Here is a 21,150-nt window from a genome sequence, read left to right as displayed (position 1 = left end):
CTGGGCGCAGCCGGCGGTGAACGCACCCGTCACGAGCACCGCGGCCAAACACGCAACGGCCGGAACTCGACGAAGCAAACCGTTATGAGCGATCATGATCGGATCCTATCCGGGGTTTCACGTGCGCAAGCGTACTGACAACACATCCGCGCGAAGACGACCGTCAGACTACAGCAAATTTGTCAACGGCACGTGAATCAGCGCTCGCGGTCGGTTCCCGGCAGGCCGTCCAGGACCGCCCTGGTGCCGGAGAGGCCCAACCGGCTGGCGCCCGCGTCGAGCATCGCGATCGCGTCGGCTGCCGTCCGGATCCCACCGCTGGCCTTGACCTGCGGCCCAACGCCGGCCATCAGTTCGACGGCCCGCACCGATGCGCCGCCAGCGGGGTGAAAGCCGGTGGAGGTCTTGACGAAATCGGCCCCCGCGTCCGCCGCGGCCCGGCACGTCGTCAGCAACGTGTGCGCATCCCCGAGCAGCAGCAGCGCGGCGGATTCGACGATCACCTTCAGCCGCGCGCGGTCACCGATCGCCGACCGCACCGCGCCGACGTCGGCGCGCACCGCCTCGAAGTCCCCGTGTAGCGCGGCGCCCACGTCGATCACCATGTCGATCTCGCCGGCTCCGTCGTCGACGGCGAGCCGCGCCTCCTCGGCCTTGATCACCGATCGATGCTTGCCGGATGGAAAGCCCACCACCGCGCAGATCACCTGCGCCGACGACGCAGCCCTGCGGGCGACCGCAGTCATCGGCGGAGACACACAGATCGCGTACGTCCCGAGGGCCGCGGCCTCGTCCGCGAGCGCGAGGATGTCGGCCTCGGTGGCCTCGGGTTTGAGCAGCGTGTGGTCGACCAGCGCGGCGACCTCGTCCCGGCGGTAGCTCTTGGCCACTAGAACGGTTCTTCGGTGCCGCCGGGGTTGCAGCCGGCCCGCACCATGTCCTCGTAGGGGACCTCGGGTCGCCATGGCTCGAGGTTCCAACTGGTCTTGCCGGGACTGTAGCGCTCGGCGAATTCCCAGTGGCAGATGAACTGCGGCTTCATCCCGGGGAAGTCCGCGTCGGGCGAAAGCGCGAGCACCTGGGCCCATGCCGCTTCGCCCTGCTCGGGCGTGGCCGGTCCGGACGCCTGGCGGGCGGCCGGGGTCGGATACACCCGCAGACTGGACAAATCGCCCCACTTGGCCCATTCGACATGGTCGACATACGGCGGCGCGGGAGGCACGGGGTTGGCCGACGCCACTGCGGCGGTGAGCAGAGGCACGAGGACGCCAGCGGTCACTGCGGCCGCCCGCAGGCTGACCGCGACGACGCCGCGCACTACCGCGACTTCCCCTGGATCTCCAGGAGTTTGGGCCGCACGTCGACCAGATAGACACCGGCCGCGACGGCGGCGATGGCGGGGCCCAGTACGGAGCCGAGCACCAAGGCCAGCAATCCGGCGACCCCGAGGATCACCAGCCAGACCGGCTTGGTCAGTTTGTCGGCGGCCGTGTAGGCGTCCGGCCGCTGGATCGCCGCGTGGACGAACGCGTACACGGTCGTCACGAGCACGGCGATCTGCAAAATGAAGAGGACGTAACCCACCAAGCCTTGGAGCTGCACGCTCTCAAGACTAAGCGGGTTACGTCCCCTTGGTCGACTTTGGGCCGTCAGACCCGCTGCCGAGTGCTACTTCTGGGTGACCTTCTTGGCCGCAGCCTTCTTGGCCGGAGCCTTCTTGGCCGGGGCTTTCTTCGCCGGAGCCTTCTTGGCCGGGGCCTTCTTGGCGGCGCTCTTCGCCGGCGCGGCGCCCTTCTCGGCCTTCTTCGGCAGCTCGACGCCGACCAGCTTGGCGGCGCGCTCACCCACGGCGCGGGTCTGCGCGGCCACGTTGCCCAGCGCCTCCTGCGTCAGCTCGACGGCCTGGTCGGTGTAGCCCTCGACACGGCCTGCGGCCTCGCTGAAACCGGGCTGGCTGCGCAGCCGCTCGATGGCGGCCTCGCCACGCTCGATGAGCCGGTTGTACGTGCTCTGCGCGGCGTCGGCGTAGCTCTCGGCGAACTTGCGCAGTTCCTCGGCGCTCAACCGCTCGCGCAGCTCACCGAACTGCGTCGGCAGGTCCTCCTGCAGCCGGTCGATCCGCGCACGGGTCTCCTCCACGCGGGTGCGGGAGTCGGAGCGGGCGTCGTCGGCGCGCTCACGGAGCGTCGCGACGATCTCGTTGACCCGCTCGAGTGCCAGATCGGCCGCGCCGACCGCCGCGAGCAGCGGGGCCTTCAGGTCCTCAACGGTCGGCTGGTTCTTGGCCGGGGTGTTCTTTGCCATGGTGCTCGTTTCCTTTCGAGGTATGTCGTTGGTGTCTGTCGGTTGGTCAGTCGAAGAAGTCTCTAGTCAGTCGCCGACTCCTCTTCTGTTTCGTTGCCGATGGCGGCAACTTCGGACTCGTTCTGCTGACGAAACGATGTGTAGATGTCGAGCAGCACCTGCTTCTGCCGCTCGGTGATCGCGGTGTCGTTGACGATGGCGTCGCGGACCTCGCTCGTCTCGCTGGGCTCGAGAATCCCGGCCCTCACATACAGCACCTCCGCGGACACTCGCAGCGCCTTGGCGATCTGATTGAGCACATCCGCGGAGGGTTTGCGCAATCCCCGCTCGATCTGGCTGAGGTAGGGATTGCTGACGCCGGCCTTCTCGGCCAACTGTCGTACGGATACCTGAGCGGCCTCACGCTGCGTGCGGATGAACGTGCCGATGTCCTGTGCGGCGGTCTGCGCAGCGTTGGACACAACGACGGCAAGTTTGTCATCCTGCGACGTACGTGGCCCCCTCGTGCAACGGGTATCCAAAAAACGACACCATTACCGTACGACGGGGTGCTAACTTTTGCAAGCACTAGTTAGCGCAGGTCAGAATAGTAGTTGGGCTATCGAATAGATGACCAGCCCCGCCAATGAGCCCACCACGGTGCCGTTGATCCGGATGAATTGCAAGTCCCGGCCGACATGAAGTTCGATGCGCCGACTGGCCTCCTCGGCGTCCCACCGCTCGATGGTTTCGGTGATGATCGCGGTGATCTCGACGCCGTACTCGGCGACCAGGTGCTGGGCCGCCCGGATGATCCAGTTGTCGACCTTGTCGCGCAGATCGGCGTCGTCGCGCAGCGACTCCCCGATGTGGATGACCGAGTCCGCGATCCGGATGCGCAGCGCTGACGACGGGTCGTCGACCGACTCGAGGATGATGCGCTTGGCCGCCGTCCACGCGGTCTCGGCGGCCCTGGCGACCTCGTCGCGGCCCATGATCTGTTCCTTGACGTTCTCGGCGCGCTGGATCGTGGCCTCGTCGTGCTGCAGATCGTCGGCGAACTCGAACAGGAACCGGGTGGCCGAGCGGCGCAGTTCGTGGTCGGGATTGCGGCGCACCTTGTCGGTGAAGTCCATCAGCTCGCGGTGGATGCGGTCGCCGACGAGGTGGTCGACCCAGCGCGGCGACCAGGTCGGCGAATCGCGTTCGATCACCCGCTCGATGACGGGCCCGGCATTCAGCGACCACTGGAACGCGCGGTCGGCGAGCAGCTGCAGCAGGGCTTCCTGACGACGTTCCTCGAGCAGCGTGGCCAGGACGCGACCGACGGGCGGACCCCACTGCGGCTCGGCGAGACGCTTGACGATCATCCGGTCGAGCACGTGCTGCACATCCTCGTCGCGCAGCATTTCCACGAGGACACGCAGCACGGTGGCGGTCTCTGCCGCGACCCGCTCGGCGTGCGCGCGATCGGAAAGCCACTTTCCGAGCCGGCCCGCCACCTCGGCGTCGCGCAGTTTCGTCGAGACCACCTCCGGGGACAGGAAGTTCTCCCGGACGAACGTGCCGAGGCCCTCGCCGAGCTGGTCCTTCTTGCGCTTGATGATCGCGGTGTGCGGGATCGGGATGCCCAGCGGGTGCTTGAACAGTGCGGTCACCGCGAACCAGTCCGCCAGCGCGCCCACCATGCCGGCCTCGGCGGCGGCGCGCACGTAACCCACCCAGCCGGGCGCGCCCATCGACTGCGCCCACGTGCAGAGCAGGAAGATGACGGTGGCCCCGACGAGGAAGCTCAGCGCGACGACCTTCATCCGTCGCAGCCCGCGGCGCCGCTCGGCGTCTGCGGCTGCGTCGGCCCCGGCTAACGACTCGGCGAAGCTGGCCCGCGGTGCGGGCGGAGCCGCCACGGCGCGTCCGCCGGCGCTCGGTCTGTGTGCCACCCCTCCATCATCCGCTACGACGTGGGTGAGGCTCCGGACCGACAACCCGCGCTGTCAAGATCGGCCGTACTATCGGAGAGACGACGAACGGATCACGAGGAAAGTGGCACAGCAGACCGAAGCGATCGCGGTCAAGACGGACGGCCGCAAGCGGCGATGGCACCAGCACAAAGTGGAACGCCGCAACGAGCTGGTGGATGGCACGCTGGAGGCTATCCGGCGCCGCGGCAGCAATGTCAGCATGGACGAGATCGCCGCCGAGATCGGTGTCTCGAAGACGGTGCTGTACCGCTATTTCGTCGACAAGAACGACCTCACGACCGCGGTGATGATGCGGTTCGCGCAGACCACGCTGATCCCGAACATGGCCGCCGCGCTGTCGTCGAACCTGGACGGTTTCGCGCTCACCCGCGAGATCATCCGGGTTTACGTCGAGACGGTGGCCGCCGAGCCGGAGCCTTACCAGTTCGTGATGGCGAACAACTCGGCGAGCAAGAACCAAGCGGTCGCGACATCCGAGAACATCATCGCGCGCATGCTGGCGGTCATGCTGCGGCGTCGGATGGTGGAGGCGGGCATGGAGACCGGCGGCATCGAGCCGTGGGCCTATCACACGGTCGGCGGTGTGCAGCTGGCCACGCACTCGTGGATGTCGAACCCGCGGATGAGTTCTGATGAACTGATCGACTACCTCACCATGCTGTCGTGGAATGCGTTGTGCGGCATCGTCGAAGTGGGCGGATCGCTGCAGCGATTCCGCCAGCAGCCTCACCCGTCGCCGGTGCTGCCGCCCCCGCGGGCCAATCAGTGACCTCCACTTCCGAGATCGCCGAAGCGCTGAGGTTTCGCGCAGGCGACAAGGTGGCCGACATCGATCCCGAGGCCACGCCGGGGTTCAGCGGGTCGAAAAGCGATGGGGCGGCGGTGCAGTCCGATCGCAGCGCACGGTTGGCCGAGCTGCAGGAGATGCTCTACGCGAACTGGAAGGCAGCCGAAGACTCCCGCTCGGTGTTGCTGGTGCTCCAGGGCATGGACGCCGCGGGCAAGGGCGGTATCGTCAAACACGTTGTCGGGGCGGTGAATCCGATGGGCGTGCGCTACACCGCGTTCGGCAAGCCGACACCGGAAGAACTCGAGCATGACTTCCTGTGGCGCATCCGGCGTGCGCTGCCGCCGCCCGGACACATCGGCGTGTTCGACCGGTCGCACTACGAGGACGTGCTCATCGTGCGGGTGCACAATCTGGTGCCGCCCGAAGTGTGGGGTGCGCGCTACGACGAGATCAATGCGTTCGAGCGTGAACTCGTCGACGGCGGAACGACTCTGGTGAAGGTCGCGATGTTCATCTCGCTCGACGAGCAGAAGAAGCAGTTGCTCGAGCGCCTCGACGACCCGACGAAATACTGGAAGTACAACCCCGGCGATGTCGACGAACGCGGCAAGTGGCCCCAGTACCAGGAGGCCTATCAAGCGGTGCTCGATCGTACGTCGACGGATTACGCACCCTGGCACGTCGTGCCGTGCAACCGCAGGTGGTACAGCCGCCTCGCCGTCACCGAATTGCTGATTCAGGCCCTCGAAGGCCTCGACTTGTCTTATCCAGCGGCGGATTTCGACATCAAGGCCGAACGCAAGCGGCTGCTCGACTCCTAGCCCGCCGAGCGCACGCTCCAGGTACGGAAAAGCGCAAAAGATGTACGTGGGCCGTGCGCTCGGCGACAAAAATTTGGTGCGCTCGAGGTGGTCTGCGAGGCACGACGATTGACAGGTGCGCTGCGACGTCTTCCTCGGCTCAGAAGCGCTGGCGTCGGGTGCGGTGACGCGGCGCGGGCTTGCCCGTCGATACGTGAGGCTGCACCGCGACGTGTACGCGCCCACGGGCCTGACGCTGACCCCACGCGATCGGGCCTACGCAGCATGGCTCTGGTCGGGTCGACGGGCCATACTCGTCGCGCATTCGGCTGCCGCGATCCTCGGCAGCCAGTGGATTCCTGAGGATGCGCCGGTCGAGATCGCCCACACGCGCCGGCCCGCGACCGACGGCATCGTCGTCCGCAGCGACGCGCTCGCGGACGACGAAATCGAGTACCTGGACGGCTTCGCGTGCACCACGCCTGAACGCACGGCCTTCGACCTGGGCCGTCGACTCCCGCTGGACACCGCCATTATTCGCATCGACGCACTGCTGAACGCGACATGGGCCAAACCCGCGGGAGTGGAGGCCATCGCCGAGCGTTACCCCGGCGCGCGCGGTATTCGCAGCCTGCGCGCCGCGCTGGACCTCGTCGACGGTGGCGCCGAATCACCTCAGGAGACGCGGCTTCGGCTGCTACTCGTTCGGGCGGGCCTGCCGCGGCCGGTCACCCAGATTCCGGTGGGGCGCCGGCGTATCGACGTGGGGTGGCCGGATTGCCTGGTCGGCGTGGAGTACGACGGGGAACGGCACTTTACGAACCCCGAGGACTACGCCGCCGACATCGAACGCCTCGAATTCCTGGCGAGCCAGCGCTGGTCGATCGTGCGGGTGAGCTCACGACAATTGCGTTACGAGGAAGACCGCATCGTTGCACGGGTCAAACGGGCACGGGAGCGGGCCGGCTGTGGCTAACCCTCGCCGAGTGCACGCTCCAGGTACGGAAAAGCGCCGAAGACGTACGTGGGCCGTACACTCGGCGGCTAATAGGAGTAGAAGCCCCGACCGGATTTCTTGCCGAGTTGGCCCGCCTCGACCATCCGCAGCAGCAGCGACGGCGGCGCGTAGTGCGGATCCTTGTACTCGTCGTACATCGAGTCGGCGATCAATTTCATCGTGTCGAGCCCGATGAGGTCGGAAAGCCGCAGGGGGCCCATCGGGTGCGACAGCCCCGCCACGATCGCCGAGTCGACGTCCTCGACCGTCGCGACACCCGCCTCGACCATCCGGATCGCCGACAGCAGATATGGCACCAGTAGCGCGTTGACCACGAAACCCGAACGGTCAGAACACCGCACGACCTTTTTGCCCAGCGTCTCGCTCGCGAACGCGGCCGTTCGGTCCAACGCACCATCCGAGGTGGCCAGCGTGTTGACCAGTTCGACCAGCGGCAGCACCGGTACCGGGTTGAAGAAGTGCAGCCCCAGCACACGGCTCGGATTCTTCGTCGCCGCAGCGATTTTCATGATCGGGATGCTCGACGTGTTCGACGCCAGCACGGCGTCCGGATCGGTGACGATCTCATCGAGTTCTGCGAAGATCTTGCCCTTGACCGCCTCGTCCTCGACGACGGCCTCGATGACGAGCTGACGGTCCGCCATGTCGGCGAGCGATGTGCTGAACTTCAACCGCGCCAGCGCCGCGTCCCTATCGCTCTCGGAGAGCTTGCCCTTGCTAGCCGCCCGCTCCAGCGATCCGGTGATGCGCTTGCGGCCGGCTTGCACCAGCTCCTCGGAAGGCTCATAGACGACCACATCAGCGCCCGCCTTCGCGCACACCTCGGCGATACCGCCGCCCATCTGACCGGCGCCGACGACGCCCACTCGTTCAATGCTCACGACTTCTCCTCACAGCATCAGGCCCCGCCCAATATAAGGACGGGGCCTGATGGCACGAACCATGGGCTTAGTGGCTCCGGCTTGTCGGTTCCACTTCCTCCTCGCGTCCCGGGGGCCGCGCATCGTCAGTGGCTCCGGCTTGTCGGTTCCACTTCCTCCTCGCGGCCCGGGGGCCGCGCATCGTCAGTGGAACTGACCCTCTTCGGTCGAACCCGCCAGCGCGGTCGTCGACGAGTTGGGGTCGACGGTGGTGGCGATCCGGTCGAAGTAGCCGGCGCCGACCTCGCGCTGGTGCTTGGTCGCGGTGTAACCCCGCTCCTCGGCGGCGAATTCGCGCTCCTGCAGCTCGACGTACGCGGTCATCTGGTTGCGGGCGTAGCCGTAGGCCAGATCGAACATCGAGTAGTTCAGGGCGTGGAAGCCAGCCAACGTGATGAACTGGAACTTGAAGCCCATCGCGCCGAGCTCCTTCTGGAACTTCGCGATCGTCGCGTCGTCGAGGTGCTTCTTCCAGTTGAACGACGGCGAGCAGTTGTAGGCCAGCATCTGGTCGGGGAACTCGGCCTGCACGCCCTCGGCGAACTTCTTGGCCAGCTCCAGGTCCGGGGTGCCGGTCTCCATCCAGATCAGGTCGGCGTACGGCGCGTAGGCCTTGGCGCGCGCGATGCACGGCTCGATGCCGTTCTTCACGCGGTAGAAGCCCTCCTTGGTGCGCTCACCGGTGATGAACGGCTGGTCGCGCTCGTCGACGTCGGAGGTGATCAGGGTGGCCGCCTCGGCGTCGGTGCGCGCGATGACGACGGTCGGCACGTCGGCCACGTCAGCGGCCAGGCGAGCAGAGGTCAGGGTGCGGATGTGCTGCTGGGTCGGGATCAGCACCTTGCCACCGAGGTGACCGCACTTCTTCTCCGACGCGAGCTGATCCTCCCAGTGCGAGCCCGCGACACCGGCCGCGATCATCGCCTTCTGCAGCTCGTAGACGTTGAGCGCACCACCGAAGCCGGCCTCACCGTCGGCGACGATCGGCACCAGCCAGTTCTCGACCGAGGTGTCGCCCTCGACCTTGGCGATCTCGTCGGCGCGCAGCAGCGCGTTGTTGATGCGACGCACCACCTGCGGCACCGAGTTCGCCGGGTACAGGCTCTGGTCCGGGTAGGTGTGCCCGGACAGGTTCGCGTCACCGGCGACCTGCCAACCCGACAGGTAGATGGCCTTCAGGCCGGCGCGCACCTGCTGGACGGCCATGTTGCCGGTCAGCGCACCGAGCGCGTTGACGAACTCCATGTCGTGCAGCTGGTTCCACAGCACCTCGGCGCCGCGGCGGGCCAGCGTGGACTCCTCGACGACGCTGCCCTGCAGCGCGACGACGTCCGCAGCGGAGTACTCGCGGGTGACGTTCTTCCAGCGCGGGTTGGTGTCCCAGTCCTTCTGGATCTCCTCGGCGCTCTTCGGCTTGCCAACGCTTGACATGGTGCTCCTTCGAATCTGTTCACTTCGCTGCGGCGCCGCCGGGGTACCCGGCTTGTTAACGCCTAAACGGTCTTCCCGTTCCGCTGATACGAGGATGCCTCACACTGTTAGCGCAGGTCCAGCCATTTCGTGTGCCAAGTTTCGCCAAGGGCTATCGAAATCTTGCAAAGTTTGCGAAGACCGTCGTTGCCTTAACCGGTTCAGAAGTTACCGGCGAGTAGTCGATTTGCGCAGGTCAGTACGCTCGTACTGTTAACCCGTTGATCATCAGAGCGTGAAGATGCAGGCGACCGCTTTCGCCTCTTCGCCGACCGCGTATGTGAGCGTTGTAACAGTGCGGTCGGTCAGCTCGGGACCGAATTCCTCCGTCGACCCCGGCGGGTGGACGTGGCTGAGGATCTCCATCTTGTCGCCCAGCGCGACGGCCGCATCGTGCTCGATCGCCACCCGCAGCGGATAGCGCGTCAGCTCCGGGTGATGGTGGAGGTAGTCCTCGACGACCGACCAATAGACCGAGTTGTTCATGTGGTCGAAGATGTCGATGTCGCTGACCCGGATCGGGTAGTCGGTGATCTCGTCGGCGTCCTCGCGGCTGCCCGCCGACAGGTACGCCTTCCACCGCAGCCGGTCGATGTCCGTCGTGCGCCGCAGGCCCTCGAGGAAGTCGTCGGAGATGCGCGCCGGGCCCTGGGTCTCCCGGTTGATGTTGATCCAGAAGGCTTCGGATTCGATGAGCCCGCCTTTGCGCCCATCGATGCGGACCCGCATCTCGCACCACCGGTTCGACGTGCCCGAACACCAACGGCGCAGCCGGAGCATGTCCTGGAACTCGATCGGGCGGATCATGTCGATCATCGTGCGGCGCACGATCCACAACGGGTGGGTCTCCTGAAAGCCCATCTCACGCAACTGGTCCGAACCGATGTCCTGGATGTGTCGCGTGGCCGCGTCGAACTTGAGCCGGCCCTGCCGATCCACATCGGCGACCCGCAGCGGCCACTCGATGTCGAACACATCGGGATGCGGGTCAGGGACGGGCATCATGGCCTTCGCCAGACCCTGCCCAGCCCCGGGGCCCTGCTTGGTGCTCACGAAGGCCGATCCTGCCACAGCACCCGATCTGCCAACAATGCGAAGACGTCCTTTGCAACGTTGCTACGCTGGTCGGCGTGGCGAAAACGTTTGTCGGCGCCCGTGTTCGACAACTTCGCGGCGAGCGCGGCTTCAGCCAGGCTGCCTTGGCGCAGATGCTGGACATCTCGCCGAGCTACCTCAACCAGATCGAGCACGACGTGCGGCCGCTGACCGTGGCGGTACTCCTGCGCATCACCGAGGTGTTCGGCGTCGACGCCACGTTCTTCGCCTCGCAGGACGACACCCGGCTGGTCGCGGAGCTGCGCGAGGTCACGCTGGACCGGGACCTCGACATCGACGTCGACCTGGGCGAGATCGCGGATCTGGTGGCCGCACACCCGAACGTGGCCCGCGCCATGGTCGCCCTGCACCGCCGCTATCAGCTGACCACCACGCAGTTGGCGGCGGCCACCGAGGACCGGTTCTCCGTCGGCAGCGGTTTCAGCTCGGGGTCGGGGTCGATCACGATGCCGCACGAGGAAGTGCGCGACTACTTCTACGAGCGGCAGAACTACCTGCATGAGCTCGACACCGCCGCCGAGGACCTCACCATCCGGATGCGGATGCAGCGCTCCGAGCTGGCCCGCCAGCTGTCGGACCGGCTGACGATGGTGCACGGCGTGCGCATCTCGCGCCGCACCGACCTCGGCGAGACGGTCCTGCACCGATACGACCCGGCGACGAAGACGCTGGAGATCAACAACCACCTCTCGTCGGGGCAGACCGTGTTCAAGATGGCCACCGAGTTGGGGTATCTCGAGTTCGGCGACCTCATCGACAAGCTCGTCGAAGAGGGCAAGTTCACCAGCGAGGAGTCGACGCGGTTGGCGCGACTGGGCTTGGCCAACTACTTCGCAGCCGCAATGGTGTTGCCGTATGCGCAGTTTCACGACGTCGCCGAGAACTTCCGCTACGACGTCGAACGGCTGTCGGCATTCTATTCGGTCAGCTATGAGACCATCGCGCACCGCCTTTCGACACTGCAGCGGCCTTCGATGCGCGGGGTGCCACTGTCATTCGTCCGCGTCGACCGTGCGGGCAACATGTCGAAACGTCAGTCCGCCACCGGTTTTCACTTCTCGTCCAGCGGAGGCACCTGCCCGCTGTGGAACGTCTACGAGACGTTCGCCTATCCCGGCAAGATCCTGGTGCAGGTGGCACAGATGCCCGACGGCCGCAACTACATGTGGGTGGCGCGCACGGTCGAACGCCGCGCGCAGCGCTACGGTCAGCCGAGTAAGACGTTCGCGATCGGACTGGGCTGCGAACTGCGGCATGCTCACCGGCTGGTCTATTCGGAGGGGCTCGACCTCTCCGGCGAGGTGGCGACGCCGATCGGTGCGGGCTGCCGGGTCTGCGAGCGGGACAACTGCCCGCAACGCGCCTTCCCCGCACTCGGGCGCGCGCTCGACATCGACGAGCACCGCAGCACCGTCTCGCCCTATCTGGTCAAGCAGCCCTAAACTCGCTGTGGTGAGCGAACTCGAGTCGGCACGCATCGCGCCCGGTGGTATCAAAGAACTCGGCCCCCTCAACTGGGCCATCGCCAAGCTCGGCGCGCGCGCCATTCGTGCGCCCCGGTTCAGCCTGTTCAATGTGCTTGGCCAGCACCGGCTTCTGTTCCTGGCATGGCTGCCCTACAGCGGGCTGCTGCTGGGCCTGTTGAGCAAGCTGCCGGTGCGCGACGCCGAGACCGTGATCCTGCGCGTCGGGCATCTGCGCGACTGCGAATACGAACTGCAGCAGCATCGCCGGCTGGCCCGCACCCGCGGCATCGGCCCGGACCTGCAGAAGAAGATCTTCGAGGGACCCGACGCCGAGGGGCTGACCGACCGCCAGCGTGCGTTGATCACCGCCACCGACGAGTTCGTCGTCACCCGGGGCGTGTCGGCCGAGACCTGGGCCGTGCTCGCCAGACACCTCACCAGAGCGCAGCTGATCGAGTTCTGCATGCTCGCCGCCCAGTACGACGGGCTGGCCGCCACGATCACCACTTTGAAAGTGCCGCTGGACTTTCCGGACTGACCGCCGCGCGGCTAGAGGTAGGTGATGCCGAGCACGATCAGCGACAGCAGCACCGGTGAGACGGGCAGCCCCCACAGGAACGCGGCCCACACCTCGGCCTTGCGCTCATAAGACCGCCGCCCCAGCCACGTGGCCACCGCGCCGCCGACGAACGAGACCGCGGCCACGACGAGCACCCACGTGCTGACGTCCGACGTTGCGGTGGCAAGCGAAATGCCGGCCAGCCACAGGACGTGGCCGACCACCAGTCCGCCGATGCCGGCGACCCAGATCGCCCTCAAAAGTTGATCATGTGGCCGAGCAGCCCGTGGAAGCACTCCTGCAGGGCCTCGGACATGGTCGGGTGCGTGTGCACGTTGCGGGCCAACTCGGTCGCGGTCAGGTCCCACTTCTGCGCCAGAGTCAGCTCCGGCAGCAGTTCGGAGACGTCGTGGCCGATCAGGTGGCCGCCGATCAGCTCGCCGTACTTGCCGTCGGCGATCAGCTTGACGAAGCCGCTGGGGTCGCCGGCGCCGTGTGCCTTCGCGTTCGCGGTGAACGGGAACTTCGCGACCTTGACGTCGTATCCCTCGTCGCGGGCCTGCTCCTCGGTGAGCCCGAAGCTGGCGACCTGCGGCTGACAGAACGTCGCACGCGGCAGCATCCGGTAGTCCCCCAGCGGCAGGGTTTCGGCCCCGGCGATGGTTTCGGCGGCGACGACGCCCTGGGCCTCGGCGACGTGCGCCAGCTGCAGTTTGCCGGTGACGTCACCGATCGCGTAGATGTGCGGCACGTTCGTGCGCATGTAGTCGTCGATGCCGATGGCCTTGCGCTCGGTCACGGTGACGCCGGTGTTGTCCAACCCGTAGCCCTCGATGTTGGGCGCGAAACCGATTGCCTGCAGCACCTTTTCGGCTTTGATCTCTTGTGAGTCGCCGTCCTTGCTGACCGTCACGGTGACTTCACCGCCGCTGTCGTCGATCGACTCCACCTTGGTGCCGGTGAGGACTTTGACCCCCAGCTTCTTGAACTGCTTCTCGATCTCCTTGGAAACCTCGGCGTCCTCGTTGGGCAGCGCGCGCGGCAGGAACTCGACGACCGTCACGTCCACGCCGTAGTTCTTCAGCACGTAGCCGAACTCCATGCCGATCGCGCCTGCGCCGGCGATGACGATGGACTTCGGCAGCTCGCGCGTCATGATGAGCTCTTCGTAGGTGACCACGTTCTCCGACAGCGACGTGCCGGGCACCAGGCGGGTGCTGCTGCCGGTGGCGATGATGATGTTGTCGAACTCGACGATCTCGGTGTCGCCCTCGTTCAGGTCGACTTCGAGCGTGTGGTCGTCCTTGAACTTGCCGTACCCGTGGATCTCGGTGATCTTGTTCTTCTTCATCAGGTAGTGCACACCCGCGACCCGGCCCTCGGCGACCTTGCGGCTGCGATCGAATGCCACGCCGTAGTCGAACGTCGCCTCCCCGCTGATGCCGAACTGCTTGGCCTCCTTGGTGAAGATGTGCGCGAGTTCCGCGTTGCGCAGCAGCGCCTTCGACGGAATGCAGCCGACGTTGAGGCAGACGCCGCCCCAGTACTTGGGTTCGACGATGGCGGTGTTCAGTCCGAGCTGGGCAGCGCGAATGGCCGCGACATATCCGCCGGGGCCTGCTCCGAGAACGACGACGTCATAGTGGGTCACGCCCCCACACTAATGGGCGTCGGTGATCAGCCCAGCAACGTCCTGCGGATCGCGCTGGATCGGCTTGGGCCACGGCGCCGGGCGCGGGCGCTGACGTACCTGCAGGGGCCACCAGAACCATCGCCCGAGCAGGGTGGCGACCGACGGTGTCATCAATCCTCTGATCACGAAGGTGTCGAAGATCAAGCCCAACGCGATCGTGGTGCCTACCTGCCCGATGACGATCAGGTCGCTGACTGCCATCGTCGCCATGGTGAACGCGAACACCAGGCCGGCGGCGGTGACCACGGGACCGCTACCGGCCATGGCCCGGATGGTGCCGGTGCGCAGCCCGGCGCGGACTTCTTCTTTCATTCTCGACACCAGCAGCAGGTTGTAGTCCGCGCCGACCGCCACCAGCACGATGATGCCCATCGGCAGCACCATCCAGTGCAAGGGAATTCCGATGATGTGCTGCCACAGCACCACCGACATCCCGAATGCGGTGCCCAGGCTCAACGCCACGGTTCCGACGATGACCAGGGCGGCGACCAAGGCTCGGGTGATGACCATCATGATGACCAGTATCAACAGCAGCGCCGCGGTGACCGCGATGAGCAAGTCGTAGTCGGCGCCCTGCTGCATATCGTCGAACATCGCCGCGGCGCCGCCGACGTAGACCAACGAACCCTCCAGTGGTGTTCCCTTGATCGCCGCCGCCGCAGCCTTTTTCAGCGGTTCGATGCGGGAGATGCCCTCCTCGGTCAGCGGATCGCCCTGGTGAATGATGGTGAACCGGACGGCATGCCCGTCGGGCGACATCATCAAATCCATGCCGCGGATGAAGTCGGCGTTGGTGAACGCTTCCGGCGGAACGTAGAAGGAGTCATCGTTGAGGGCTTCGTCGAACGCCTCGCCCATCGCCGCGCTGTCTTCCTGCTGTTCCATGGTCTGGTCCTGCTGCGCCTTCTGAACCTGATACTGGTTCAGCATCATCTGGCGCTGGTTCTTCATCGACTGGATCATCCCCGGCATCACCGCGGTCATCTCCAGCGTCAGGTCGGCCATCCGGTTGATGTCAGGAACCATGTCCTGGAAGTCGTCGGACATGGTCGACATGCCGTCGAGGGTGTCGAAGATCGAACGCAGCGACCAGCAGACCGGGATGTTGAAACAGTGCGGCTCCCAATAGAAGTAGTTGCGCACGGGCCGGAAGAAGTCATCGAAGTCGGCCAGGTTGTCGCGCACTTCCTGCAGAGTCAGGGACGTGGCGCCCATCTTGTCGGCCATACTCCGCGACACCACGGACAGCTCCCGGGTGATCGAGTTCATCTTCTCCATCGAGGCGATGGTGTGGGCCATCTCGTCGGCCTGGGCCAAGATGTTGTCGATGACGCCCTGTTGGTAGTCGTTGGACATGAGCTGGCCGACGCCTTGCTGGCCGATCATGTACGGGATCGTCGTATGTTCGATCGGCTTGCCGTCGGGCCGGGTGATCGCCTGCACCTGGGCGATTCCCTCGACCCTCGACAAGGCCTTCGCGATCTTGTCGATCACCAGGAACCCCGCCGGATTTCGCAGATCGCGGTCGGTCTCGACCATCAGCACATCCGGGTTCATCCTGGCCTCGGAGAAATGCCGGGTCGCGGCCGCGTAACCGACGTTCGCCGAGATGTCGTCGGGCAGAAACAGCCGGTCGTTGTAGGTCGTGTGATAGCCGGGCAGCGCCAGCAGGCCGACCATGCATGCCGCGAGGGCGATCACCACGAACGCACCGGGCCAGCGGACGGTCGAGGTGCCGATCCGACGCCACGCCCGGGTCGACGACTTGGCCCTGGGCTCCAGCACATTGCCGAATCGACTGACCACCGAGATCAGCGCGGGACCGAACGTCAAGGCCACCACGATGCCGAACACCATCGCCACGGCCATCGGGGAGCCCATGCTCTCGAAGTACGGCAACCGGGTGAAGTTCAAGCAGAAGGTAGCTCCCGCGATGGTCAGCCCGGACGCCGCCACCACGTGGGCGGTCCCGTGAAACATCGTGTAGTACGCCGATTCTCGGTCCTCTCCGGACCGGCGCGCTTCCTGGTATCGGCCGACCAGAAAGATCCCGTAGTCGACGGCCGTGGCGATGGTCAAGGTGACCACCAGGTTGGTGGCGAAGGTCGTCAGGCCGAAGACATTGTGGAAGCCCAAGAAGGAGATCAACCCGCGCGCGCCGAGCAATCCCATTGCGAGCATGCTGAGCAGCACCAGCGTCGTGGCGATGGATCGGTAGATCACCAACAGCATGACGACGATGACGCCGAAAGTGAGCAATTCGATCGTCCGCATGCTCTTGTCGCCGACGGCGTTCTGATCCGTCGTCGTCGCCGCCGCACCGGTCACGTACACCTCGACGCCCGGGGGCGTCGGGTGTTTCACGACGATGTCGCGAACGGCGCGCACCGACTCGTTGGCCAAGGTCTCGCCCTGGTCGCCGGCGATGTACACCTGGGTGTAGGCGGCCTTCCCGTCGACGCTCTGCGCGCCCGCCGCGGTGAATGAGTCGGACCAGAGGTCCTGCACGTACTGCACGTGGTCGGTGTCGGCGCGCAGATCGCGGACCATCTGTTCGTAGAACTCGAGCGCTTCGGCGCCCAGCTTGTCCTCGCCCTCGAGCACGACCATCACCGAGCTGCTGGTGTCGTACTCCTCGAACGTGGTGCCGACGCGCTTCATCGCGATCATCGACGGCGCGTCCTGGGGACTCATCGAGACCGCGCGTTGCTTGCCCACCACTTCCAGCTGGGGCACGGCGGTGTTGAGGAAGCCGATGATGACGACCCAGCCCACGATGATCGGCAGCGCGAAGAGCCGGATCAACCGCGGAAGCCATGGCCGCTTCGGCCGGGCGATGGGGTTGGCGTCCGTCGGCGCGTCGTCGACTGGGGCGCTCACGCGGACTTCACCAAACAGAAGGTCTGGGCGTTCACACCCGAAGCCGTGTTTTCATCCTTGACCTCGTCGTCGACGGTGATCCGGCAGCCGATGGACCGTCCGTCGGTTTGGGCGATGACGTTCGGCGCCACCGACGGCGCCGTGGTTTCCAACGTCAGCGTCCACGGCAGACTCACGGTTCCGGCGCGCACCGGCTTGCCGTCAAGATCCAGGTAGTTGACCACGGCGGTTCCCGAACCGAAGACCTCATAGGTCACCACCTTGGGAATGAACTTCTCCGCGGTGTCCGCTCCGATCGGCGTCACCAGGACGGGCTCGGCACCGAAGACCGTCCGCAGATGCGACACCGCGAGATAACCCGCAGAAACGGCGACCACGATCATGACGGGGAGCCAAAAGCGCATGATCATCTTCAACACCGACGTGCCCCCGGCTTCATACCAGCCGGCACGGGTAGTGCGCGGAATCGATCGACGGCAGTCAAAGTGCTGGCCTTTCGGCATTGTGACGACCCCGATCTCAAGGGGTGCTAGTCAGACAAGCTAACGAACGAAGCGGACAAGGTCAATCCGCTTTTATGTGCTGCGCATTACACTCGGCCGGATGAATGCGGGTGAGAGCGAGTCGCCGCGGCCGGCCCCCCGGCCGTTGCGTAAGGACGCCGAACGCAACCGCAATCGCGTCCTGCAAGCCGCCCGGGAGTTGTTCGCGGCCAAAGGATTGGAGCCCAATCTCAATGACGTCGCGCACCACGCCGGCGTGGGTGTGGGAACGGTGTACCGGCGGTTCGCCACCAAAGACGACCTCGTCGAGGCGGTGTTCGTCGACGGCCTGGACCAGCTCACTGCATTGGCCGAAGCCGGGCTGCGACATCAGGACGCGTGGGAGGGCTTCGTGTGGTTTGTCGAGCACATGTGCGAGATGACCGCCACCGATCGAGGCCTGCGCGAAATCGCCTTCAGCAAGACCTACGGCGGCGACCGAGTGAAAGCAGCACAGGCACGCCTTCACCCGGTGGCCACGAAACTCGTTGAGCGAGCGCAGATCGACGGCCGCCTCCGTTCGGACATCTCCCCCACGGACATGCCGATCATCAGCCTGCTGGCCGGGATGGTCAGTGAGTTCGCCGGTCACGTGGACACGAATCTGTGGCGACGCTACGTCGGTATCCTGTTGGACGGCATGCGTTCTCACGCTGAGAACGAGCCGTTGCCGGTGAGGGCGCTGGACGACGAAGGCCTCGACGCGGCGATGCGGACATGGGAGCCCGCCAGCCGCTAGGTCACTACGCGGCGAGCCTCAGTACGGGATGAGCCCCACGAAACAGCGGCTGGCCCATTCGCAGTAGTAGAGACCGTGCAATACCGCCGCGCCGGCCACCGCCGCCAACGGCGCCGACATGACCGCGATCGCCAGCGCCGTCACCACCGGTCTGTTCGGCGCCATGGCGAGAAGCAGGCCACCCACCGTCGACGTGACGACGAATACCAGCACGACGAATACCGGCGCCGTCTTGTCGATCGAGTGGTACCACCAGTGGTAGAGGCCCCAGCCGGCCGCTGCGGAGAGCGCCCAGACGCCCGCGACGACGAGCACGAACTGCCACCGCTTGAGGTACTGGTAGTTGCCCGGGACCACCACGGGATGCGCCGGAACGGGTAACGGCTCCGAGGGGACCTGTTCGACGACGGCGCTCAGCGCCTCGAACTCGTCTGTCTGGAACGTCGGCGTATACGGCTGCGTCGGATCGCCGGGCAGTGTGTCGGTTCGTTCAGGCACCATGCACCGCCTGGATCGCCACCAGCACACCGAACCAGCCGGGCGCGATCGCGAGGACGAACGCGCCGACCGTCGTCACCCAGCGCCGACCGGACAACAGAAGCGCCAGCATGCCGAGCGCACCCGGCACACCGACGACGAGCGCAACGACGACGTCGGGCCGGATGGCCGCGTCGACCACCAGCGTCGAGGCGATCCCGAGGATCAGCCCCACCGCCGTGCCGACGAGGAGGGCACTGGTCAGCAACCACGCCCGAGGCAGCGGGATCACGATCACGAGGTTACGCGGATAGTCCTCGCTGGCCCGTTAGCCGCTCGGCGCGTTAGGTATCGGACACGCATCAATTGCGTCAACGTCAATGACGATGTGGGTGTCCGACGGCGGCGGCCGCTCACCCCGGGCGAAAGCCGCACCCGTGATCGTCTGTTGCTCGGCGAGCAACCGGTTCTCGGCGTCGGTGAACGCCCGGCCGCGGGACAGGAACCGCACGCCCTCCGGCGCTTCGACGCTGAAGCCGCCACCTCTCCCGGGTACGACGTCGATCACCAGTTGGGTGTGCTTCCATGCGTCGAACTGCGGCCCGGAGATCCACACCGGCACGCCTTCCCCGACGTCGAGGACCGCCAGCAGCACGTCGCGGTCGCCGACGACGAACTCGCCGTCGGGGTAGCACATCGGCGACGAGCCGTCACAACACCCGCCGGACTGGTGGAACATCAGCGCGCCGTGCCGGTCCTGAAGGCGGCGTAGCAGGTCGGCGGCGGCCGCGGTGATCAACGCCCGCGGCGGTGCCCCGGCGCGATTCGGGTGTCCGAACAGTCGCTCACCGACTGTTTCGACACCGAAATCGCTCATCAGAAGAAGCCCTGCGCCTTGTTGCTGTAGGACACCAGCAGGTTCTTCGTCTGCTGGTAGTGGTCGAGCATCATCTTGTGGTTCTCGCGCCCGATGCCGGACTGCTTGTAGCCGCCGAAGGCCGCGTGCGCGGGGTACACGTGATAGCAGTTCGTCCAGACGCGGCCCGCCTTGATGTCGCGACCGGCCCGGTACGCGGTGTTGCCGTCGCGCGACCAGACACCGGCGCCAAGCCCATACAGGGTGTCGTTCGCGATGGCGATCGCGTCGTCGTAGTCGCTGAACGACGTGACGGCGACGACGGGACCGAAGATCTCCTCCTGGAAGATTCGCATCTTGTTGTCGCCCGCGAAGATCGTCGGCTGAACGTAGTAGCCGCCGTTGAGATCACCGCCGAGTTCGGCACGCTCGCCGCCGGTGACGATCTTGGCACCCTCGGACTTGCCGATCTCGATGTAGGACAACACCTTTTCCAGCTGATCGTTGGACGCCTGCGAACCGATCATCGTCTCGGTGTCCAGCGGATCACCCTGCCGTACGGCCTTGGTACGGATGGCGGCGAGCTCGAGGAACTCGTCGTAGATGTCGGCCTGGATCAGGCTGCGCGACGGGCACGTGCACACCTCGCCCTGGTTGAGGGCGAACATCGTGAAACCCTCCAACGCCTTGTCCTGATAGTCGTCGGCGGCGGCCAGCACGTCGGAGAAGAAGATGTTCGGGCTCTTGCCGCCGAGCTCCAGCGTGACGGGTATCAGGTTCTGCGACGCGTACTGCATGATCAGCCGGCCGGTGGTGGTCTCGCCGGTGAACGCGATCTTGGCGATCCGGTTGCTCGACGCCAGCGGCTTGCCCGCCTCGAACCCGAAACCGTTGACGACGTTGACCACACCCGCGGGCAGCAGGTCGCCGATCAAGGACATCAGATAGAGCATCGACGCCGGCGTCTGCTCGGCGGGCTTGAGGACGACCGCGTTGCCCGCCGCCAGCGCAGGGGCGAGCTTCCACGTCGCCATCAGGATCGGGAAGTTCCACGGGATGATCTGCCCGACCACGCCGAGCGGTTCATGGAAGTGGTAGGCGACGGTGTCGTCGTCGATCTGGCTCAGCGAGCCCTCCTGCGCGCGGATGGCCCCGGCGAAATAACGGAAGTGGTCGACGGCCAGCGGGATGTCTGCGTTGAGCGTCTCGCGGATCGGCTTGCCGTTGTCCCAGGACTCCGCCAGCGCCAGCGATTCGAGGTTCTCCTCGATGCGGTCGGCGATCTTGTTGAGGATGTTGGCGCGCTCGGCGGGAGCCGTCTTGCCCCACGCGGTCGCGGCGCCGTGCGCGGCGTCGAGCGCCTTGTCGATATCGGCTTCGGTGGAGCGCGGCACCTCGCAGAACGGCTGTCCCGTCACCGGCGTCGGGTTCTCGAAGTACTCCCCCGAAGCCGGCGGAACCCATTCACCGCCGATGAAGTTGCCGTACCGAGACTCGTACGACATCAGGGCATCTGCCGCGCCGGGGCGGGCGTAAGCGGTCATCAGTGACTCCCTCTC

The 21,150-nt window shown here is 65.9% G+C and carries 23 protein-coding genes; 6 read left to right on the top strand and 17 right to left on the bottom strand.

Translation table 11 applies throughout. The annotated features are described in order from the left end of the window. Window positions 1–197 precede the first annotated feature (197 nt). The 6 genes from deoC to AU185_RS18750 form a co-directional block, all read right to left on the bottom strand. On the bottom strand, window positions 198–890 hold the full coding sequence (deoC, locus tag AU185_RS18775; RefSeq protein WP_059099183.1) for a deoxyribose-phosphate aldolase: 693 nt from the start codon (window positions 888–890) through the stop codon (window positions 198–200). Continuing rightward, window positions 890–1,318 (bottom strand): DUF2599 domain-containing protein, encoded by a 429-nt coding sequence (locus AU185_RS18770; RefSeq protein ID WP_082683961.1) that lies wholly within the window; start codon window positions 1,316–1,318, stop codon window positions 890–892. The genes deoC and AU185_RS18770 overlap by 1 nt, the downstream gene beginning before the upstream one ends. Then, a complete protein-coding gene (locus AU185_RS18765) occupies window positions 1,318–1,602 on the bottom strand; it encodes a DUF2516 family protein (protein ID WP_059099184.1) in 285 nt (94 codons plus the stop codon). Before AU185_RS18765 ends, AU185_RS18770 begins: the two co-directional genes overlap by 1 nt. A 66-nt stretch (window positions 1,603–1,668) precedes the next feature. Continuing rightward, window positions 1,669–2,304 carry a hypothetical protein gene (locus AU185_RS25905; RefSeq protein WP_059099185.1) on the bottom strand — a complete coding sequence of 212 codons (636 nt, stop codon included), beginning with the start codon at window positions 2,302–2,304 and terminating at the stop codon, window positions 1,669–1,671. 62 nt (window positions 2,305–2,366) lie between these two features. Further along, entirely contained in the window at window positions 2,367–2,825 is a 459-nt protein-coding gene (locus AU185_RS18755) for a helix-turn-helix domain-containing protein (protein WP_059099186.1), read from the bottom strand. Between the two features lie 60 nt (window positions 2,826–2,885). Next, window positions 2,886–4,223, bottom strand: a complete 1,338-nt coding sequence (locus AU185_RS18750; RefSeq protein WP_082683960.1) for a DUF445 domain-containing protein — start codon at window positions 4,221–4,223, stop codon at window positions 2,886–2,888. A 103-nt stretch (window positions 4,224–4,326) separates the two neighbouring features. Here AU185_RS18750 and AU185_RS18745 point away from each other — a divergent pair, with 103 nt between their 5' ends. From AU185_RS18745 to AU185_RS18735, 3 genes are all read left to right on the top strand, one after another. Beyond that, window positions 4,327–5,034 carry a TetR/AcrR family transcriptional regulator gene (locus AU185_RS18745; RefSeq protein ID WP_059099187.1) on the top strand — a complete coding sequence of 236 codons (708 nt, stop codon included), beginning with the start codon at window positions 4,327–4,329 and terminating at the stop codon, window positions 5,032–5,034. Further along, the gene (locus AU185_RS18740; RefSeq protein ID WP_059099188.1) at window positions 5,031–5,876 is read left to right on the top strand and encodes a polyphosphate kinase 2 family protein; all 846 of its coding nucleotides are present in this window, start codon (window positions 5,031–5,033) and stop codon (window positions 5,874–5,876) included. The genes AU185_RS18745 and AU185_RS18740 overlap by 4 nt, the downstream gene beginning before the upstream one ends. 115 nt (window positions 5,877–5,991) lie before the next feature. Continuing rightward, window positions 5,992–6,831, top strand: a complete 840-nt coding sequence (locus tag AU185_RS18735; RefSeq protein ID WP_059099189.1) for a type IV toxin-antitoxin system AbiEi family antitoxin — start codon at window positions 5,992–5,994, stop codon at window positions 6,829–6,831. 68 nt (window positions 6,832–6,899) lie between these two features. Here the strand turns inward: AU185_RS18735 and AU185_RS18730 are convergent, their stop codons facing one another. The 3 genes from AU185_RS18730 to AU185_RS18720 form a co-directional block, all read right to left on the bottom strand. Next, entirely contained in the window at window positions 6,900–7,754 is an 855-nt protein-coding gene (locus AU185_RS18730) for a 3-hydroxybutyryl-CoA dehydrogenase (protein ID WP_059099190.1), read from the bottom strand. Window positions 7,755–7,937: 183 nt separating this feature from the next. Continuing rightward, a complete protein-coding gene (gene aceA / locus AU185_RS18725) occupies window positions 7,938–9,224 on the bottom strand; it encodes an isocitrate lyase (RefSeq protein ID WP_059099191.1) in 1,287 nt (428 codons plus the stop codon). Window positions 9,225–9,491: 267 nt separating this feature from the next. Continuing rightward, window positions 9,492–10,268 (bottom strand): acyl-[acyl-carrier-protein] thioesterase, encoded by a 777-nt coding sequence (locus AU185_RS18720; protein ID WP_059099225.1) that lies wholly within the window; start codon window positions 10,266–10,268, stop codon window positions 9,492–9,494. A gap of 125 nt (window positions 10,269–10,393) precedes the next feature. Here AU185_RS18720 and ramB point away from each other — a divergent pair, with 125 nt between their 5' ends. Then, on the top strand, window positions 10,394–11,821 hold the full coding sequence (gene ramB / locus AU185_RS18715; RefSeq protein WP_059099192.1) for an acetate metabolism transcriptional regulator RamB: 1,428 nt from the start codon (window positions 10,394–10,396) through the stop codon (window positions 11,819–11,821). Between the two features lie 10 nt (window positions 11,822–11,831). Further along, window positions 11,832–12,383: a carboxymuconolactone decarboxylase family protein gene (locus tag AU185_RS18710; RefSeq protein ID WP_059099226.1), complete on the top strand. Its 552-nt coding sequence runs from the start codon at window positions 11,832–11,834 to the stop codon at window positions 12,381–12,383. An 11-nt stretch (window positions 12,384–12,394) separates the two neighbouring features. Here AU185_RS18710 and AU185_RS18705 read toward each other — a convergent pair whose 3' ends face one another. The 4 genes from AU185_RS18705 to AU185_RS18690 are packed head-to-tail and all read right to left on the bottom strand — an operon-like array spanning window position 12,395 to window position 17,381. After that, window positions 12,395–12,664 (bottom strand): hypothetical protein, encoded by a 270-nt coding sequence (locus tag AU185_RS18705; RefSeq protein ID WP_059099193.1) that lies wholly within the window; start codon window positions 12,662–12,664, stop codon window positions 12,395–12,397. Beyond that, window positions 12,661–14,055, bottom strand: coding sequence for a dihydrolipoyl dehydrogenase (gene lpdA / locus AU185_RS18700; RefSeq protein ID WP_059099194.1), 1,395 nt, complete (start codon window positions 14,053–14,055; stop codon window positions 12,661–12,663). Before lpdA ends, AU185_RS18705 begins: the two co-directional genes overlap by 4 nt. A 9-nt stretch (window positions 14,056–14,064) precedes the next feature. Beyond that, window positions 14,065–16,977 carry an MMPL/RND family transporter gene (locus tag AU185_RS18695; RefSeq protein ID WP_059099195.1) on the bottom strand — a complete coding sequence of 971 codons (2,913 nt, stop codon included), beginning with the start codon at window positions 16,975–16,977 and terminating at the stop codon, window positions 14,065–14,067. Further along, the gene (locus tag AU185_RS18690) at window positions 16,974–17,381 is read right to left on the bottom strand and encodes an MmpS family transport accessory protein (protein WP_502687992.1); all 408 of its coding nucleotides are present in this window, start codon (window positions 17,379–17,381) and stop codon (window positions 16,974–16,976) included. The genes AU185_RS18695 and AU185_RS18690 overlap by 4 nt, the downstream gene beginning before the upstream one ends. A gap of 199 nt (window positions 17,382–17,580) precedes the next feature. Between AU185_RS18690 and AU185_RS18685 the strand changes: the two genes are divergently transcribed. Then, window positions 17,581–18,258 (top strand): TetR/AcrR family transcriptional regulator, encoded by a 678-nt coding sequence (locus AU185_RS18685; protein ID WP_059099196.1) that lies wholly within the window; start codon window positions 17,581–17,583, stop codon window positions 18,256–18,258. 18 nt (window positions 18,259–18,276) lie between these two features. Here the strand turns inward: AU185_RS18685 and AU185_RS18680 are convergent, their stop codons facing one another. From AU185_RS18680 to adh, 4 genes are read right to left on the bottom strand one after another with little or no spacing between them, the layout of a single operon-like run. Further along, window positions 18,277–18,759: a hypothetical protein gene (locus AU185_RS18680; RefSeq protein WP_059099197.1), complete on the bottom strand. Its 483-nt coding sequence runs from the start codon at window positions 18,757–18,759 to the stop codon at window positions 18,277–18,279. Continuing rightward, entirely contained in the window at window positions 18,749–19,027 is a 279-nt protein-coding gene (locus AU185_RS18675; protein ID WP_059099228.1) for a putative holin, read from the bottom strand. The genes AU185_RS18680 and AU185_RS18675 overlap by 11 nt, the downstream gene beginning before the upstream one ends. 36 nt (window positions 19,028–19,063) lie before the next feature. Next, on the bottom strand, window positions 19,064–19,612 hold the full coding sequence (locus AU185_RS18670) for a DUF779 domain-containing protein (RefSeq protein ID WP_082683959.1): 549 nt from the start codon (window positions 19,610–19,612) through the stop codon (window positions 19,064–19,066). Next, window positions 19,612–21,135 (bottom strand): aldehyde dehydrogenase, encoded by a 1,524-nt coding sequence (adh, locus tag AU185_RS18665; RefSeq protein WP_059099198.1) that lies wholly within the window; start codon window positions 21,133–21,135, stop codon window positions 19,612–19,614. Before adh ends, AU185_RS18670 begins: the two co-directional genes overlap by 1 nt. Between the last annotated feature and the right edge of the window lie 15 nt (window positions 21,136–21,150).

It is taken from the genome of Mycobacterium sp. GA-0227b, from assembly GCF_001499855.1.
Classification (GTDB): domain Bacteria; phylum Actinomycetota; class Actinomycetes; order Mycobacteriales; family Mycobacteriaceae; genus Mycobacterium.
This window is presented reverse-complemented; position numbering and strand designations above follow the sequence as displayed.